Raw genomic sequence first — 15619 nt, forward strand, 5'->3', positions numbered from 1 at the left:
AAGCTAGCGGGTGATCCACAACGTGGGCCAGGCATCTGGCCCATTCCAGTTATCGCAGCTGGGCTCCTCGGCATAACGCACCAGGCGGAAACGCTGGCCGTCAAAACGCCAGCGCGTCTGGATGCCACAATCCCCCAAACCGCGCCCCAGCGCCAGCGTGGTCAGCTCGCGTGTCTTCTCATCGAAGCTGGCGTTCATTAACTCCATTTCACTGCTGCCACTCGACGGCGTAAACGGCAGACGTAGCCTGACGCTGCGGGCAGAGAACGGTTTTTTACGTGACACCAGCCATGCCAGATCGACGGTGTTATAGGCCCCCGCCTCGCAGCTGACGATCAACAGCGCTTTTTCATCGGTTAACGCGGTGACGCGCACTTCGCGGCGGTTAGGATCGAGCGAGCACTGGCTGCTGTTCATCCGCCCGGTGCCATAATCCAGCAGGTCATTCAGTTCGGCGTGGGAAAGCGGTGTTGGAGTAGGATTAACGGTCGCCACCTTTTTCAGGGCGGGCGCGGGCGGCACGCTTAACGGCGGATCGTCACCTTTCTTAATCCACGCGGTTTCACTGCCGACACGCTTTTGCTGGGCATCAATAAACAGCAGCGCGGCTTTCAGACCGCTCAGGGAAATCACCTGCTTACCGCCGCGCAGGGTCAGGGTCTTCCCTTCCTGAATATTTTTCAGAAAGGCGGTGATGGTGGCCGCATCGTCCGTTTTCAGGTGCCATGGCGTGAGCTGCCAGCGCTGCTTGTCCAGCTTCAGAGGCACATTGTCCAGCAGCAGCCGGGAGGCAATCTCCGGCTCTTTGACGGAGGGCGTATCCAGCCCGCCGAGATCGATACGCAGCGTGGCATCCGTTTTCGCGCCGGCGCTACGGGTGAGTGTCATGACCAGCCCCCGGTGTTCGCCGGTGTTGCGGGCCAGGCAAAAGTTCTGGTTATTGCAGGTCACCTGCCAGTCAGAGAAAGCTTGCTGAGCAGGCGCAGCCCTCACCTGCGGCGCGAGGAGCAGACAAAACAGGGAAAATAAAAAGACGCTATAGCGCATGAATGACACAATCCCGGAACGAAAACGCGTAACTGGGCAGTATCTTCGTGTTCCGGCCGGGTCGTCTCAATCGGATTTATCGGATAGATTTATCCGAAAAACACTCTACATCCGTTCGAAAGTGGCATTCATTAAGCCGGTACTCTGCAAATACTGCAGCAATATCACTGCTTTACCATCCCTGATTTCGCCTGAACGCATCATTTCCAGCGCCCGGGAGAAAGGCAACTCCAGCACCTCGATATCTTCATCCTCCACGCCACCGCCTCTGTGCGTACGCTGGGCGTCGCTGTATTCCGCAATGAAGAAATGGATAAGTTCCGTGACGCCGCCAGGGGACATATACAGCTCAAAGACTTTTTTGACCTCGCCCACTTCAAAGCCCGTTTCTTCTACGGCCTCTTTGCGGATGCAGACTTCCGGCTCATCGTCATCAAGCAGGCCCGCGCAGGTTTCAATCAGACGTCCGTCAGGGTTACCGTTGACCCACGTCGCCACTCTGAACTGACGGATCAGGACCACGCTCTGCTTTTCGCGGTTATAGAGCAGAATGGTGGCTCCGTTACCCCGGTCGTAAACCTCGCGCTTATGGCGGATCACTTCACCGTTATTGCGCGTAAGATCGTAGGTGATGTTACGCAGGACAAAGTAGTTTTCAGAGAGAATTTTGTCTTTGATAACGTCAATTTTCAGGGTCATACGGGCTCCACGACATAATGAGTGGTCCTATACTACGCCGTGAATCCCGCTTTGTCGCCCGCCGCTTTAATGATGTTTCGGGCCGCTAACCCCAAGCCAGTCGAGTATCCCTTGCGCCGCATGACGCCCTTCCGCCATCGCGGTCACCACCAGATCCGCGCCGCGAACCGCATCACCGCCGGCGAAAATATGTGGGTTGCTCGTCTGGTAACGGTAGCGACTTTCGACCGAGGCCACGATGCGTCCCCACTCATCCGTTTCAACACCCTGCGCCTGCAGCCACGGCATCGCGTGCGGGTTAAAACCAAACGCCATGATCACCGCATCAGCCTCCATTACAAACTCGCTGCCGGGCACCGGAACGGGCCGACGCCGCCCCTGCGCATCCGGCTCACCGAGCCGGGTACGCAGCATCCGGATGCCGTTGACCTTCCCGTCAGGAGCCTGCGTCAGCTCAACCGGCTGGACGTTAAATTCAAATGCCGCCCCCTCTTCTCTGGCATTCTTCACCTCTTTCTTCGACCCCGGCATGTTGGCCTCATCCCGGCGATAGGCGCAGGTCACCTTCGCGGCGCCATGGCGTAGCGCGGTACGTACGCAGTCCATGGCGGTATCGCCCCCACCGAGCACCACCACGTTCAGCCCACGGGTATCGATGAACGGTTCGCTGGCCGTTGCGTCCAGCCCCATCACATGCCGCGTGTTGCCCACCAGGAAAGGCAACGCGTCATAGACCCCTGGCGCATCTTCGTGCGGGATACCGGCCTTCATCGAGCGATAGGTGCCCACGCCAATGAACAGGGCGTCGTACTCGTCCTTTAACTGTGACATCGACACGTCCTTGCCCACCTCGCAGTTCAGCGCAAAGCGGATCCCCATCGCGGTAAATATCTCCCTGCGCCGCGCAAGCAGCGATTTGTCCAGCTTGAATGCCGGAATGCCAAAGGTGAGTAAACCGCCGATTTCCGGATGCCGGTCATAGACCGTCACGCTCACCCCGCTGCGCGCCAGCACGTCGGCGCATGCCAGCCCGGCGGGACCGGCACCGACGATCGCGACACGTTTACCCGTCGGCGTGACGGCGGACATATCCGGCCGCCAGCCCATCGCCAGCGCCCTGTCGGCGATATAGCGCTCGATGTTGCCGATGGTAACGGCCCCCGCCTCGTCACGAAGCGTGCAGGCCCCTTCGCATAACCGGTCCTGCGGGCAGACGCGGCCGGTTATTTCAGGCAAGCAGTTGGTCTGATGAGAAAGTTCGACCGCGCCGGCAATATCCCCCGCATTCAGACACTCAATCCACTGCGGGATGTGGTTGTGCAGCGGGCAGGTCCATTCGCAAATGCTGTGCTCTCCGCACTTCAGGCAGCGCGACGCCTCGCGGGCGGCCTGTTCGGCCCGAAACGGCAGGTAAATTTCGTGAAAATGGCACACGCGTTCCGCAGCGGGCAGTTTGTCTGGCTCACCGCGTGGCAGGGACATCTGCATCTGCTGCAGCTTACTGCGCGGGAGCTCGTCTCTGACGACCTCTCTATGCCAGGGCTGGACCGCCAGGCAGGCCGCACGCTGGCGGCGCGATTTGACCAGCGTGTCCAGCACGGCAGGCGTCGCAAGGGAGAGGACATCAGCCGGGCAGTTTTCGATACAGGCCGGGCCCTGTGGACGCGTCAGGCAGAGATCGCATTTATTCGCCGAGGCCTTCACGCCGCCGTGGTCGAGCGGGGTGACGATGATCTCCATCGTGCCAAACGGGCAAGCCACCGCGCAGGCCTTACAGCCGATGCATTTTTGTTGATTCACCTGTACGCTGTCATCGCGTTTGCTGATGGCGCCGTTCGGACAGCTCTGCGCGCAGGGCGCATTTTCACAATGATGACATGTGACGGGGCTTCGCTTCCCGCCGGACCTCAGGACCGTAATACGGGGATGAAAATGGCGCTCGCTCAGAACGTGTTGCTCACCGTTGTGCGCCATGACGCAGGCCACTTCGCAGGCGCGACACCCAATGCATTGCTGGCTGTTAGCCATAATAAAACGATTCATAACCACACCTGTTTTTGCTTCAATATCCTTATTCTTTATAAGAGTATGGTATTTACGCATCACGGCGCGTTCGGGCAATGTGCAAATGCCCGGAAGACCCAATTATTTCCAGTGAACCTGTGGCAGATCAATTTTATTCAGAGAGCCGTTCTGTGACCGTTAAACGACCCGTTTCCGCAAGCCTTGCCTGGGCTTTCTTTTCGATCATTGTCTTATCCGTGCTGACCAGTACCGTCGCACTGCTGACGCTGGCCAGCAGCCAGCGTGATGCCGAGGCGATTAATATTGCGGGTTCGCTGCGCATGCAGAGCTATCGACTGGGCTATGAGATGCAGCGCAACAGCCCTTCCCTTGCCGCGCACCGCGAGCACTGGCAACAGACGTTGCGCGCGCCGGCACTGCAGAAGCTGGACCGCTGGTACGTCCCGGACAATGTTAACGCCCGCTATCAGCAGCTGCAGGTGGCCTGGCTGGAGATGGATAAACGTATCGACCGCGGCGACAGCGCCTGGTATCAGACCCACATTGAGGATTTTGTCGGCCGCATTGATGCCTTTGTGCTCGCCCTGCAGCACTACACCGAGCATAAAATTCAGACGGTGACCCTGCTCTCCCTGGCCGGCGCGCTGGGGATCCTGTTGCTGACGCTGTTTACCCTGCGCCGCATTCGTCGTCAGGTGGTGTTACCGCTTAACAATCTGGTGGCCGCCAGCGAACGGATTGAGCGCGGTGAATTTGCCACCCCTGCGCCGGATACCGCCCTGCCGAACGAACTGGGCCAGCTTTCGCGCGCCTTCAACCACATGTCCGGCGAGTTAGCGACGCTCTACCGCTCGCTTGAAGCCTCGGTGGCGGAAAAGACACGGCATTTGCATGACGCCCACCAGCAGCTCGACATGCTGTTCAAGTGCTCTCAGGCGCTGAATACCGGCCAGATAGACAGCCACTGTTTCCGGCATATCCTGCAGATTGTCCATGACTATACGCAGATGAACTATCTGGAACTGCGCACCAGCGACGACTGGCGGCTGTGTGAAGGGACGGCGTCACGCGACATCCCACTGCAAAACCTGCCGGTAGTGATGCAGGACACGCTCTACGGCGAGCTTCGCTGGCAAAGCGAGACGGACAGCGTCCCTCTCCCTCTGATGAGAAGCGTGGCGACCATGCTCGGGCGTGGACTGTACTTTAACCAGGCGCAGAAGCATTACCAGCAGCTGCTGCTGATGGAAGAGCGCGCCACCATTGCCCGCGAACTGCATGACTCGCTGGCGCAGGTGTTGTCGTATCTGCGCATTCAGCTTACGCTGCTGAAACGCGCCGTGCCGGAGGAGAACACCCCGGCGCAGACCATCATTACCGATTTCTCCCGCGAGCTGAACAACGCCTGGCAGCAGTTGCGCGAGTTGCTCACCACCTTCCGCCTGACGCTGAACCACGCGAATTTACCCGCGGCGTTGCAGGAGTCTCTTGACGCGCTGCAGAGCCAGACGCAGGCGAAGCTGCACCTCGACTGTCGCCTCTCCTCGCTGGCGCTCGACGCGCAAAAGCAGGTTCATCTGTTACAGATCGTGCGTGAGGCGGTGTTGAACGCCATTAAGCACGCGCAGGCCAGCGAGATCACCGTGAGCTGCGTGACGGCTGTGGACGGTACGCACCGCGTCAGCATTCGTGACAATGGCATCGGGATTGGCGAAGCCAGCGAGCCGCCGGGACACTACGGTCTGAACATTATGCGTGAACGCGCGCAACGGCTTGGGGGAGCACTGCACTTTTCGCAGCCACAAAACGGGGGCACGCTGGTCAGCGTCACGTTCCCCGTGCCGCAGGCACCGGCGGGTAAATAACGGTAAAGGAGGAAGCGCAGGGAAAAGCGCATGATAATTTACACTATCTCCTTTTTTTCTCCACGTTTGACCTGAGCCTTACCGCTAAAGTTATGCGGGCAATAAACAATAATGACGAGCAGCAAAACGAGGTCACTTTTTCATGGCGAATTTTTTTATCGATCGCCCCATTTTTGCCTGGGTAATTGCCATTCTGTTGTGTCTGACAGGAGTCCTGGCAATTACGTCACTTCCCGTTGAGCAATATCCCGATCTGGCCCCGCCTAACGTGCGTGTCACCGCAAACTATCCCGGCGCGTCCGCACAAACGCTGGAAAATACCGTGACGCAGGTTATCGAGCAGAACATGACGGGTCTGGATAACCTGATGTACATGTCCTCGCAAAGTAGCGCCACCGGTCAGGCAACGGTGACCCTGAGCTTCAAGGCTGGCACTGACCCGGATGAAGCGGTGCAGCAGGTACAAAACCAGCTGCAGTCGGCCATGCGCAAACTGCCCCAGGCGGTACAGAACCAGGGCGTGACCGTGCGTAAAACCGGCGACACCAATATTTTGACCATCGCGTTTGTGTCGACAGATGGCTCGATGGATAAACAGGATATCGCGGACTACGTCGCCAGTAATATTCAGGATCCGCTCAGCCGTATTAACGGCGTCGGGGATATCGACGCTTACGGTTCACAATATTCAATGCGCATCTGGCTCGATCCCAACAAGCTCAACAGCTACCAGATGACGGCAACCGACGTGACGGATGCCATCAAAGCCCAGAACGCCCAGATTGCCGTAGGGCAGCTCGGGGGAACCCCGTCCGTTGATAAGCAGGCCCTGAACGCCACCATTAATTCGCAATCCCTGCTGCAGACGCCGGAGCAGTTCCGCAACATCACTCTGCGGGTGAATCAGGATGGGTCGGAAGTGCGTCTGGGCGATGTCGCCACGGTGGAAATGGGCGCAGAAAAGTACGACTACCTGAGCCGCTTTAATGGCAACCAGGCCTCCGGTCTGGGGATTAAGCTGGCCTCCGGCGCGAACGAAATGGCCACGGCGAAACTGGTGTTAGACCGTCTGGATGAGCTGTCGCAGTATTTCCCGCACGGGCTGGAGTACAAAGTCGCCTATGAAACCACCTCCTTCGTTAAAGCGTCGATTGAGGACGTGGTGAAAACCCTGCTGGAAGCCATCGCGCTGGTGTTCCTGGTCATGTACCTGTTCCTGCAAAACTTCCGCGCGACGCTGATCCCAACCATTGCCGTTCCTGTGGTGCTGCTCGGGACCTTTTCGGTGCTTTACGCGTTCGGCTATAGCATTAACACCCTGACGATGTTTGCGATGGTGCTGGCGATTGGCCTGCTGGTGGACGATGCCATCGTGGTGGTTGAAAACGTCGAGCGCATCATGAGCGAAGAAGGACTCTCTCCGCGCCAGGCGACGCGCAAATCGATGGGTCAAATTCAGGGGGCGCTAGTCGGTATTGCGATGGTGCTCTCGGCGGTCTTTATCCCGATGGCCTTCTTTGGTGGCACCACCGGAGCGATTTACCGTCAGTTCTCCATTACCATCGTCTCGGCAATGGTGCTCTCCGTGCTGGTGGCGCTGATCCTCACCCCTGCGCTGTGCGCCACCATCCTCAAACCACTGCATAAAGGGGAGCATCACGGTCAGAGAGGGTTCTTCGGTTGGTTTAACCGGATGTTCAACCGCAATGCCGCCCGGTATGAATCTGCCGTCGGTCGCGTGCTGCACCGCAGCCTGCGCTGGATGATGATTTACGTTGTGCTGCTGGGCGGGATGGTCTGGCTGTTCCTGCACCTGCCCACCTCATTCCTGCCGATGGAAGACCGGGGAATGTTCACCACCTCGGTGCAGCTCCCGAGCGGCGCAACGCAGCAGCAGACGCTGAAAGTGGTTCAGAAGGTGGAGCAGTACTTCTTCACCAAAGAGAAAGATAATGTTGTTTCCGTCTTCTCCACCGTCGGGTCCGGCCCGGGTGGGAACGGGCAAAACGTCGCCCGCATGTTTGTTCGTCTGAAGGACTGGGACGAGCGCGATAGCAAAACGGGAACATCGTTTGCCATTATTGAGCGTGCGACAAAAGCCTTTGCGCACATTAAAGAAGCCCGCGTCTTTGCCAGCAGCCCACCGGCCATCAGCGGGCTGGGCAGTTCCGCCGGGTTTGATATGGAGCTCCAGGATCACGCCGGTGCGGGCCATACGGCGCTGATGGCGGCGCGCGATACGCTGCTGGCGCTCGCAGGCAACGATCCGGGCCTGACCCGCGTTCGCCATAACGGTCTGGATGACAGCCCGCAGCTTCAGGTGGATATCGATCAGCGCAAGGCGCAGGCGCTGGGCGTGTCGATTAACGATATCAACGACACCCTGCAAACGGCGTGGGGCTCGAGCTATGTGAATGACTTTATGGATCGCGGCCGCGTGAAAAAAGTGTATGTCCAGTCCGCCGCGCCATTCCGTATGCTGCCGGATGATATTAACCGCTGGTTTGTCAGAAACAGTGCCGGGGGAATGGTGCCGTTCTCTGCCTTTGCGACTTCACACTGGGAGAGCGGTTCGCCGCGTCTGGAGCGCTATAACGGCTATTCCGCGGTTGAAATCGTCGGGGAAGCCGCGCCAGGCGTGAGTACCGGTACGGCCATGGACATCATGGAAAAACTGGTGCAACAGCTGCCTGCCGGTTTTGGTCTGGAGTGGACGGCCATGTCTTATCAGGAGCGCCTCTCCGGAGCGCAGGCACCGGCACTTTACGCGCTCTCTCTGCTGGTGGTCTTCCTCTGTCTTGCCGCACTGTATGAAAGCTGGTCAGTGCCGTTCTCGGTCATGCTGGTGGTGCCCCTTGGTGTCATTGGCGCCCTGCTCGCCACCTGGATGCGTGGTCTGGAAAACGATGTCTACTTCCAGGTCGGGCTGCTCACCGTGATTGGGCTGTCGGCGAAAAACGCCATTCTGATCGTTGAGTTTGCCAACGAGATGAATGCCAAAGGCCAAGAGCTGATGGCCGCCACGCTGCACGCCTGCCGTCAGCGCCTGCGCCCGATCCTGATGACCTCGCTGGCGTTTGTTTTTGGCGTACTGCCGATGGCAACCAGCACCGGCGCAGGCTCCAGCAGCCAGCATGCGGTCGGCACAGGGGTCATGGGCGGTATGATTTCGGCGACCGTCCTGGCCATCTATTTTGTTCCGCTGTTCTTTGTGCTGGTGCGTCGCCGCTTCCCGCTAAAGGAACGTCCGGAGTAAGTGGTTGAAATAAAAAAAGGCGGCTTAATCGGCCGCCTTTTTATTGTGTGATTCATTCACACTATGGTTATTTTACTTATTTAAGTGCTCTTACAATTCTTACTGAATGTCATTTACGAAGCATGCCTTCGATAAAATCTTTCCAGTTCCCCAGTTCACGTTCAATCATAACAACCTCTCTTATTATTATGCGCATTCTACAAAAACGTATCATCATTGTGAAGACTATTTAACCAATTGCAGCGATTGTACCCCACGTCATACGGGGATTTATGATAAATATGAACGGAGAGTCCTCAATTTTTTGTGACGGCCAGCAATATTCTGAAATAACCCTACGGACGGGTGAGTTTTATTTTACCCGCTGAGTTTACTCGACATTTAAAGCTTATGGACATCTATGCTTAAAGGATGAAAGAATATTCAGCGTACAGTTGTTAGTTGAATTAAGATGACGCATAAATCCAGACGATTCCTGAATGTGTTATATTCCACTTAAGGATATATCTTCGAATTTACTGAACATTTAATCACCAGAACGACAAAAGGATTCACCATGGTTGTGATGTACGGCATTAAAAATTGCGACACCATCAAAAAAGCCCGCCGCTGGCTGGAGGCGAACAACGTAGAGTACCGTTTCCACGATTACCGTGCCGATGGGCTTGATGCAGAATTTCTGCATACCGCTATCGACGAGCTGGGCTGGGAAGCCTTGCTGAATACCCGCGGCACCACCTGGCGTAAACTGGATGAATCTCTTCGCGCCAGCATCAATGACGCCGACAGCGCGGCAAAACTGATGCTCGACATGCCGGCAATCATCAAACGCCCATTGCTCTGCGCGCCAGGGAAGCCTATGCTGCTGGGTTTCAGTGAAACCCTTTATTCCGACTTTATTCGTTGAGGTGTAGTTTATGTCATGCCCGGTCATTGAGCTGACTCAGCAGCTTATTCGCCGTCCTTCCCTTAGCCCGGACGACGCAGGTTGTCAGGCATTAATGATTGAGCGCCTGCGCGCTATCGGTTTTACCGTGGAGCGTATGGATTTTGGCGACACCCAGAATTTCTGGGCCTGGCGCGGCCAGGGCGAAACGCTGGCCTTTGCCGGACATACTGACGTGGTGCCCGCTGGCGATGCGGACCGCTGGATCAATCCCCCGTTTGAACCCACCATCCGCGATGGCATGCTGTTCGGCCGCGGGGCGGCAGACATGAAAGGCTCGCTGGCGGCGATGGTGGTAGCGGCTGAGCGCTTTGTCGCACAGCATCCGAACCATAAAAACCGTCTCGCGTTTCTGATCACCTCTGACGAAGAAGCCAGCGCCCATAACGGCACCGTAAAGGTTGTTGAGGCGCTGATGGCCCGCAACGAGCGCCTGGACTACTGCCTGGTGGGTGAGCCGTCCAGTACCGAAGTGGTGGGTGATGTGGTGAAAAATGGCCGCCGTGGCTCGCTGACCTGTAACCTGACCATTCACGGCGTTCAGGGGCACGTTGCGTATCCGCATCTGGCTGATAATCCGGTTCATCGCGCTGCGCCGATGCTGAGCGAGCTGGTGGCGATTGAGTGGGATAAAGGCAACGAGTTCTTCCCACCGACCAGCATGCAGATTGCGAACGTCAAAGCCGGAACCGGCAGCAATAACGTGATCCCGGGGGATTACTTCGTCCAGTTCAACTTCCGCTTTAGCACGGAACTGACCGACGAGATGATCAAGGCGCGCGTTATCGCCCTGCTGGAAAAATATAATCTGCGCTACACCGTGGACTGGTGGCTTTCCGGCCAGCCGTTCCTGACACAGCGCGGCAAGCTGGTGGATGCGGTGGTCAACGCCATCGAGCACTATAATGAAATTAAGCCACAGTTGCTGACAACGGGTGGCACCTCAGACGGACGCTTTATCGCCCGTATGGGCGCCCAGGTTGTCGAACTGGGACCAGTGAACGCGACCATTCATAAAATCAATGAGTGTGTTAATGCGGCAGATTTACAACTGCTGGCCCGTATGTATCAACGTATTATGGAGCAACTCGTCGCCTGACGAACGCTCTGAGAGGAATAGCGAATGGACTGGCTTTCAAAGTACTGGTGGGTTCTGGTGTTGGTTTTTCTGGTCGGCGTATTGCTGAACGTGATTAAAGACCTTAAGCGCGTTGACCATAAAAAATTTCTCGCCAACAAACCGGATCTTCCCCCGCACCGCGATTTTAACGACAAGTGGGACGACGACGACGACTGGCCGAAGAAGGACCAGAAGAAGTAATCGGTCTGTATCCCCTCTCCTGTGGAGAGGGGATAACCTCACATAAACTCAACAATATTATCATTATCCGGCTTACCGCCGCTGAGCGCTTCATCAAAGTAGTGCTTCGGTACGGTATAGCGCAGATGGTCGAGTGCGAACTGCATGCTACGGTCATCAATCGCGTGGCCCAGATCGTCAACGATATCCAGCGTCACATCTCCCCCTTCGCGAATCAGCGCTTCCTGTGCGGCGACCGCATGCGAGAGTTCAATCACCCGGTCTTCCCCACCGTGGATCAGGTGGATAGTCGTCTGCGTGGTCGCGTGGGTCGGTAGTGCCGCAAAACGGCCGTTAAACGCAATCACCCGTGAAACCAGACCCGGCTGCGCTTTTACGCTTTCCAGCGACATGATTGACCCCTGTGAGAAACCTATCAGGGCGGTTGCGTCGGCCCCCACGCCGCTCTGCTGCTGCCAGTAGCGGACAATGTCGATAAACGTGGGCATGATGGCATCAATGCGCGCCTGACGGTTCTCTTCCGTCACGCCCTGAACTGAGAACCACTGTCGTCCGTTCGGACCACACGGCTCGACGCCACCGATGCTGACAATCAGTGCCTGCGGAAAAACCGGCGCAAACCAGCTGCCGATCTGCCCCATATTGACGGCATTATCGCCAACACCATGAAACAGAAGCAGTAACTGTTTAGCCGGTTTGTCAGGGCTTTGAACAACAAAATGGTCATGTTTCATGGTGGTCTCCTTAATAGATGACCTGGATTCTACGCCTCGCGGCGGGAATGACCATGCCACTTTACTGAAGAAGTCATTGAAAAAATTGCCATTGCAAAATGGCTTCTTTCAGCTGCTGGCAGCGGAGAGAGTCAAGACTTTCAAGCGCTTGCGCCGTTTCACTGCGCAACTTTACCAGCAGCGCTTTTTGTCCGATGTCTTCCGTTTTCCCTTCCATCTTCCCCCGCAGTGCCGGAAGCGGCATATCGACGGCGAGCAACAACCGTGTCAACGCGGCAACCGACGTGGAAAACGCGCGATGCGCAAAAGCAAACCCCGCCAGTTCCAGCCAGTCGTCATGATTAAGCGTAGCTTCCCACTCATCTTCCACCGGGATCTTTTCACCGTTCCAGGCCGATAACACCCGCGCATCGCGCTTCAGACGCTGCTGCGCCTGCTGACACAGCTGATGCCCAGCCTCACTCTGCGCCAGCAGCGCCATCGCGGTGTAACAACCGCTGCTGGCTTCACGGTGGCTTCCCATCCGCACCAGCACAAAGCCGCACTGCTGCCAGAAACGCCAAAGCTCTTCGGTATAACCAAAGCTCACCGACAGATAATCCTCCCCGCTGGCGCTGCGAATAAGCGCCTGACCAATTCCTTCCCGCTGACGGTGAGGATGTACGGCAATACGGGTCACCCTTCGGCCTCTGAGCGTTGCCGCCAGCGGAGAGCCGCCGTGCGCCGCCAGAGACTGCGCCACCAGGTTTCCACGAGGACGGCGGAACCCCGCCCACACCGCGCGGCTAAGCGCAGGGGACAACCCGCCCTCCTCCACCAGCCACAGCGCTCCGGCGATGACCGGGTTCGCTTCGGCGACAGCAAACTGTTGCCCGGGCGCGTCCATCATGCGGCGTAAATCGAGCGGCGAGGTGCGATAATGCGCCGCACAGAGCAGCTCATAGACGCTCGCGACCAGCGCCGGACGGCGTTCCCATGCCGCGGGGGTCAGAGAGGTGATACGCACCTCGCCTTCCGGGCGGCGGTCAAGCAGCGTGTCGTCAAACAGCAGCGCGCTGGCCACGATCCGCTCAAGCGGACAACCTGCCGCCCAGCGTACCGGCGTTGATAAGCTGTAGCGCTGCAACCCGGCAAACCGACCGCAGAACTTGAGCAAGAATCCCCTGCCCGTCCCTTCATATCCCTGCACCGTGGTGGTCAACAGCACGCGAGGGAAACGGCTCACCAGCTTTTCCAGCAGCGGGCCGGGGATCGCGGCAGCTTCATCGACAATCAGCCAGTCAGCCTGATGCGAAGAAGCTAACAGCGCGTCCGGGGCCATAAAATGAAAACGCTCTCCGGCAAAGCGGGCGATACTTTCTGTCGCCCCTTTCGTCGGTGCGGTGACGACGGCGCTGCCCGCAATACGATGGAGTAACATTCCCGCCAGGGCCGACTTACCGCGCCCGCGCGCGGCGGTAACGGCCACGATGCCCCGCGGCATTTTCTGAAGAACGTCCAGGATCGCCGCCTGCTCGCGCTGCGGTGCGCCACTGGCTGGGCGCCAGTCTGGAGCATCGGGTAAAGGCGGAAGGGATAAATCGCTGCCCTGAAGCCAGACAATCGCGTCGGGGTCGGCGGCAAGGGTCCGGCAGAAATGGTGGACAAAATGCGGCGTGGCTATCGCTTCGGCGCTGTCGCTCCAGCGCAGGGAATCACGGTCAGGAAACCCGGCCCACGCCTCAAGCGGCGGAACCCGCAGCACCAGAAGGCTCCCGGCGCTCAGCGTTCCGCTCAGCGCGGCGAACGCGGCAACATCGAACCCGCAGCACGCGTCAAAAACAGCATGCCGGAACTCGCGTCCCAGCAGGCTACTGATGGCTTTTGAAGGATGTTCGTCAAGCCTTACCCAGTCTCCGGGTAGAGCGTCTCGCAGCGCTTCTGCCTGGGCTAAGCTCCACTGCGCATCGCCGCTGAGCACCACCAGCCGACGATGGCCAGTGCGCTCAAGCTCGCTTATCAGCTGTTCAAAGCGCAGCATTACATCGCTTTGCCGAAGGTATTACACTGCGCCGGATCGCCACTGTCGAAACCGCGTTTAAACCAGCTATAGCGCTGTTGCGAGGTGCCGTGCGTGAAGCTGTCCGGCACGACGCGCCCCTGGCTCTGCTGCTGAAGACGATCGTCACCGATAGCCTGAGCGGCATTTAACGCCTCTTCAAGATCGCCGGATTCCAGAACGCCCTGCTGCTGCATGCTGTGGCCCCAGACGCCCGCGAAGCAGTCCGCCTGCAGCTCCATTTTAACGGAGAGGCGGTTCACGTCGGCCTGAGAGGCATTTTGCTGAAGCTGGCGTACTTTTGGCTCAATCCCTAACAGTTTTTGCACGTGATGGCCGACTTCATGCGCGATCACGTAGCCCTGGGCGAAATCACCGTCCGCGCCAAGCTTGCGTTTCATGTCATCGTAAAAAGAGAGATCGATATAGACGGTGCCGTCTGCCGGGCAGTAGAACGGCCCCATTACCGATTGCCCGGTACCGCAACCGGTGCGGGTTGCTCCCCGGTACATCACCAGCTTCGGCTGCTGGTAGGTACGCCCCATCTTCTCGAACAGCTGACCCCAGGTATCTTCTGTGGTGGCGAGAATCACGGAGGTAAATTTGGCCGCTTCATCTTCATTCGGGCTGATGGAGCGCTGAGAATGTTGCTGCTGTTGCAGCGGCTGACCGGTCATCAGGCCAGTGAGATCGACCCCGTAATACCCTGCAACCAGCACCACAATCAGCAGAATGATGCCGCCCTTTCCGCTGGGTAACCGGAAACCGGGCCCTCCCATGGAAGGACCGCCACCACCATCGCTGCGTCTGTCTTCTACATTGTCACTTTCACGACGCCCTTGCCAGCGCATAACCACCTCGAACTATTCCATTAATAATAGCTATGATCGTAGGCGGTTAACGGCAAGATTACCATAGGAAACAAAGGTAAGAGGCCAAAGGATGCGAACATCCTTTGGCAAGTGAGGGAGTTAGTCGAGCTTAACGCCTAAACGGTGAGCAACCGCTTCGTACGCTTCAATCAGGCCACCCAGGCTCTGACGGAAACGGTCTTTGTCCATTTTATCCAGCGTTTCTTTATCCCACAGGCGGCTACCGTCCGGCGAGAACTCATCGCCCAGCACCACCTCGCCTTTAAACAGACCAAACTCCAGCTTGAAATCGACGAGGATCAGGCCCGCGTCATCAAACAATTTTTTCAGCACGTCGTTGGCTTTGTAGGTCAGCTCTTTCATGCGCGCCAGGTTCTCTTTATTCACCCAGCCGAAGGTTTCGCAGTAAGAATCATTGACCATCGGATCGTGCATCGCGTCGTTTTTCAGGAACAGGTCGAACAGCGGTGGATTCAGTTCGATACCTTCTTCAATGCCCAGACGCTTCACCAGGGAGCCCGCTGCACGGTTACGAATCACGCACTCAACCGGAACCATATCCAGTTTTTTCACCAGACATTCCGTATCGGACAGCAACGCTTCCATCTGAGTCGGGATACCCGCTTCGGCCAGTTTGGTCATAATGAAATGGTTGAACTTGTTGTTCACCATGCCTTTACGATCGAACTGCTCAATGCGAGCGCCATCCCCTGCTGACGTATCATTGCGGAACTCGAGCACCAACAGATCCGGGTTTTCCGTGCTGTATACGGTCTTCGCTTTGCCACGATACAACTCAGCTTGCTTCTGCATCTT

General features: G+C 57.4%; 13 protein-coding genes. 5 read left to right on the forward strand and 8 right to left on the reverse strand.

Annotation, left to right across the window (positions count from 1 at the left end; all coding sequences use genetic code 11):
• Positions 1-3: 3 nt before the first annotated feature.
• From C5687_RS02315 to aegA, 3 genes are all read right to left on the reverse strand, one after another.
• Positions 4-1047, reverse strand: a complete 1044-nt coding sequence (locus tag C5687_RS02315; protein WP_095441524.1) for a DUF1176 domain-containing protein — start codon at positions 1045-1047, stop codon at positions 4-6.
• A 105-nt stretch (positions 1048-1152) separates the two neighbouring features.
• Entirely contained in the window at positions 1153-1746 is a 594-nt protein-coding gene (gene nudK / locus C5687_RS02320) for a GDP-mannose pyrophosphatase NudK (protein ID WP_047959191.1), read from the reverse strand.
• Between the two features lie 66 nt (positions 1747-1812).
• A complete protein-coding gene (aegA, locus tag C5687_RS02325; RefSeq protein WP_104556336.1) occupies positions 1813-3789 on the reverse strand; it encodes a formate-dependent uric acid utilization protein AegA in 1977 nt (658 codons plus the stop codon).
• Positions 3790-3941: 152 nt separating this feature from the next.
• Between aegA and narQ the strand changes: the two genes are divergently transcribed.
• Together narQ and acrD are read left to right on the forward strand one after the other, a co-directional pair.
• Complete coding sequence (narQ, locus tag C5687_RS02335; RefSeq protein ID WP_104556337.1) at positions 3942-5636, forward strand: nitrate/nitrite two-component system sensor histidine kinase NarQ; 1695 nt, start codon at positions 3942-3944, stop codon at positions 5634-5636.
• A 142-nt stretch (positions 5637-5778) separates the two neighbouring features.
• On the forward strand, positions 5779-8892 hold the full coding sequence (acrD, locus tag C5687_RS02340) for a multidrug efflux RND transporter permease AcrD (protein ID WP_104556338.1): 3114 nt from the start codon (positions 5779-5781) through the stop codon (positions 8890-8892).
• Positions 8893-9001: 109 nt separating this feature from the next.
• Here the strand turns inward: acrD and ypfM are convergent, their stop codons facing one another.
• Positions 9002-9061, reverse strand: a complete 60-nt coding sequence (gene ypfM / locus C5687_RS02345; RefSeq protein WP_015572204.1) for a protein YpfM — start codon at positions 9059-9061, stop codon at positions 9002-9004.
• A gap of 387 nt (positions 9062-9448) precedes the next feature.
• On the opposite strand from ypfM, the gene C5687_RS02350 reads away from it, so the two are divergent.
• The 3 genes from C5687_RS02350 to C5687_RS02360 are packed head-to-tail and all read left to right on the forward strand — an operon-like array spanning position 9449 to position 11159.
• Positions 9449-9799, forward strand: a complete 351-nt coding sequence (locus C5687_RS02350; RefSeq protein WP_045284553.1) for an ArsC family reductase — start codon at positions 9449-9451, stop codon at positions 9797-9799.
• A gap of 10 nt (positions 9800-9809) precedes the next feature.
• Positions 9810-10937 (forward strand): succinyl-diaminopimelate desuccinylase, encoded by a 1128-nt coding sequence (dapE, locus tag C5687_RS02355; RefSeq protein WP_025758963.1) that lies wholly within the window; start codon positions 9810-9812, stop codon positions 10935-10937.
• A 24-nt stretch (positions 10938-10961) separates the two neighbouring features.
• Positions 10962-11159 carry a YpfN family protein gene (locus C5687_RS02360; RefSeq protein ID WP_008501627.1) on the forward strand — a complete coding sequence of 66 codons (198 nt, stop codon included), beginning with the start codon at positions 10962-10964 and terminating at the stop codon, positions 11157-11159.
• A gap of 38 nt (positions 11160-11197) precedes the next feature.
• On the opposite strand, the gene ypfH is transcribed toward C5687_RS02360, so the two are convergent.
• The 4 genes from ypfH to purC form a co-directional block, all read right to left on the reverse strand.
• A complete protein-coding gene (ypfH, locus tag C5687_RS02365; RefSeq protein ID WP_104556339.1) occupies positions 11198-11893 on the reverse strand; it encodes an esterase in 696 nt (231 codons plus the stop codon).
• A 73-nt stretch (positions 11894-11966) separates the two neighbouring features.
• Positions 11967-13913, reverse strand: a complete 1947-nt coding sequence (locus tag C5687_RS02370; RefSeq protein ID WP_104556340.1) for a tRNA(Met) cytidine acetyltransferase TmcA — start codon at positions 13911-13913, stop codon at positions 11967-11969.
• Entirely contained in the window at positions 13913-14782 is an 870-nt protein-coding gene (gene ypfJ, locus C5687_RS02375; protein ID WP_008501630.1) for a KPN_02809 family neutral zinc metallopeptidase, read from the reverse strand. The genes C5687_RS02370 and ypfJ overlap by 1 nt, the downstream gene beginning before the upstream one ends.
• A 120-nt stretch (positions 14783-14902) precedes the next feature.
• On the reverse strand, positions 14903-15616 hold the full coding sequence (purC, locus tag C5687_RS02380; protein WP_008501631.1) for a phosphoribosylaminoimidazolesuccinocarboxamide synthase: 714 nt from the start codon (positions 15614-15616) through the stop codon (positions 14903-14905).
• Positions 15617-15619 lie beyond the last annotated feature (3 nt).

The sequence above is a fragment of the Enterobacter sichuanensis genome, from assembly GCF_002939185.1.
GTDB classification, from domain to species: Bacteria; Pseudomonadota; Gammaproteobacteria; order Enterobacterales; family Enterobacteriaceae; genus Enterobacter; species Enterobacter sichuanensis.

Excerpts from the sequence above, each read along its gene's own strand:
- C5687_RS02315 (WP_095441524.1), bottom strand. The coding sequence starts at position 1,047 with ATGCGCTATAGCGTCTTTTTATTTTCCCTGTTTTGTCTGCTCCTCGCG.
- nudK (WP_047959191.1), bottom strand. The coding sequence starts at position 1,746 with ATGACCCTGAAAATTGACGTTATCAAAGACAAAATTCTCTCTGAAAAC.
- aegA (WP_104556336.1), bottom strand. The coding sequence starts at position 3,789 with ATGAATCGTTTTATTATGGCTAACAGCCAGCAATGCATTGGGTGTCGC.
- acrD (WP_104556338.1), top strand. The coding sequence starts at position 5,779 with ATGGCGAATTTTTTTATCGATCGCCCCATTTTTGCCTGGGTAATTGCC.
- C5687_RS02350 (WP_045284553.1), top strand. The coding sequence starts at position 9,449 with ATGGTTGTGATGTACGGCATTAAAAATTGCGACACCATCAAAAAAGCC.
- dapE (WP_025758963.1), top strand. The coding sequence starts at position 9,810 with ATGTCATGCCCGGTCATTGAGCTGACTCAGCAGCTTATTCGCCGTCCT.
- C5687_RS02360 (WP_008501627.1), top strand. The coding sequence starts at position 10,962 with ATGGACTGGCTTTCAAAGTACTGGTGGGTTCTGGTGTTGGTTTTTCTG.
- ypfH (WP_104556339.1), bottom strand. The coding sequence starts at position 11,893 with ATGAAACATGACCATTTTGTTGTTCAAAGCCCTGACAAACCGGCTAAA.
- C5687_RS02370 (WP_104556340.1), bottom strand. The coding sequence starts at position 13,913 with ATGCTGCGCTTTGAACAGCTGATAAGCGAGCTTGAGCGCACTGGCCAT.
- ypfJ (WP_008501630.1), bottom strand. The coding sequence starts at position 14,782 with ATGCGCTGGCAAGGGCGTCGTGAAAGTGACAATGTAGAAGACAGACGC.
- purC (WP_008501631.1), bottom strand. The coding sequence starts at position 15,616 with ATGCAGAAGCAAGCTGAGTTGTATCGTGGCAAAGCGAAGACCGTATAC.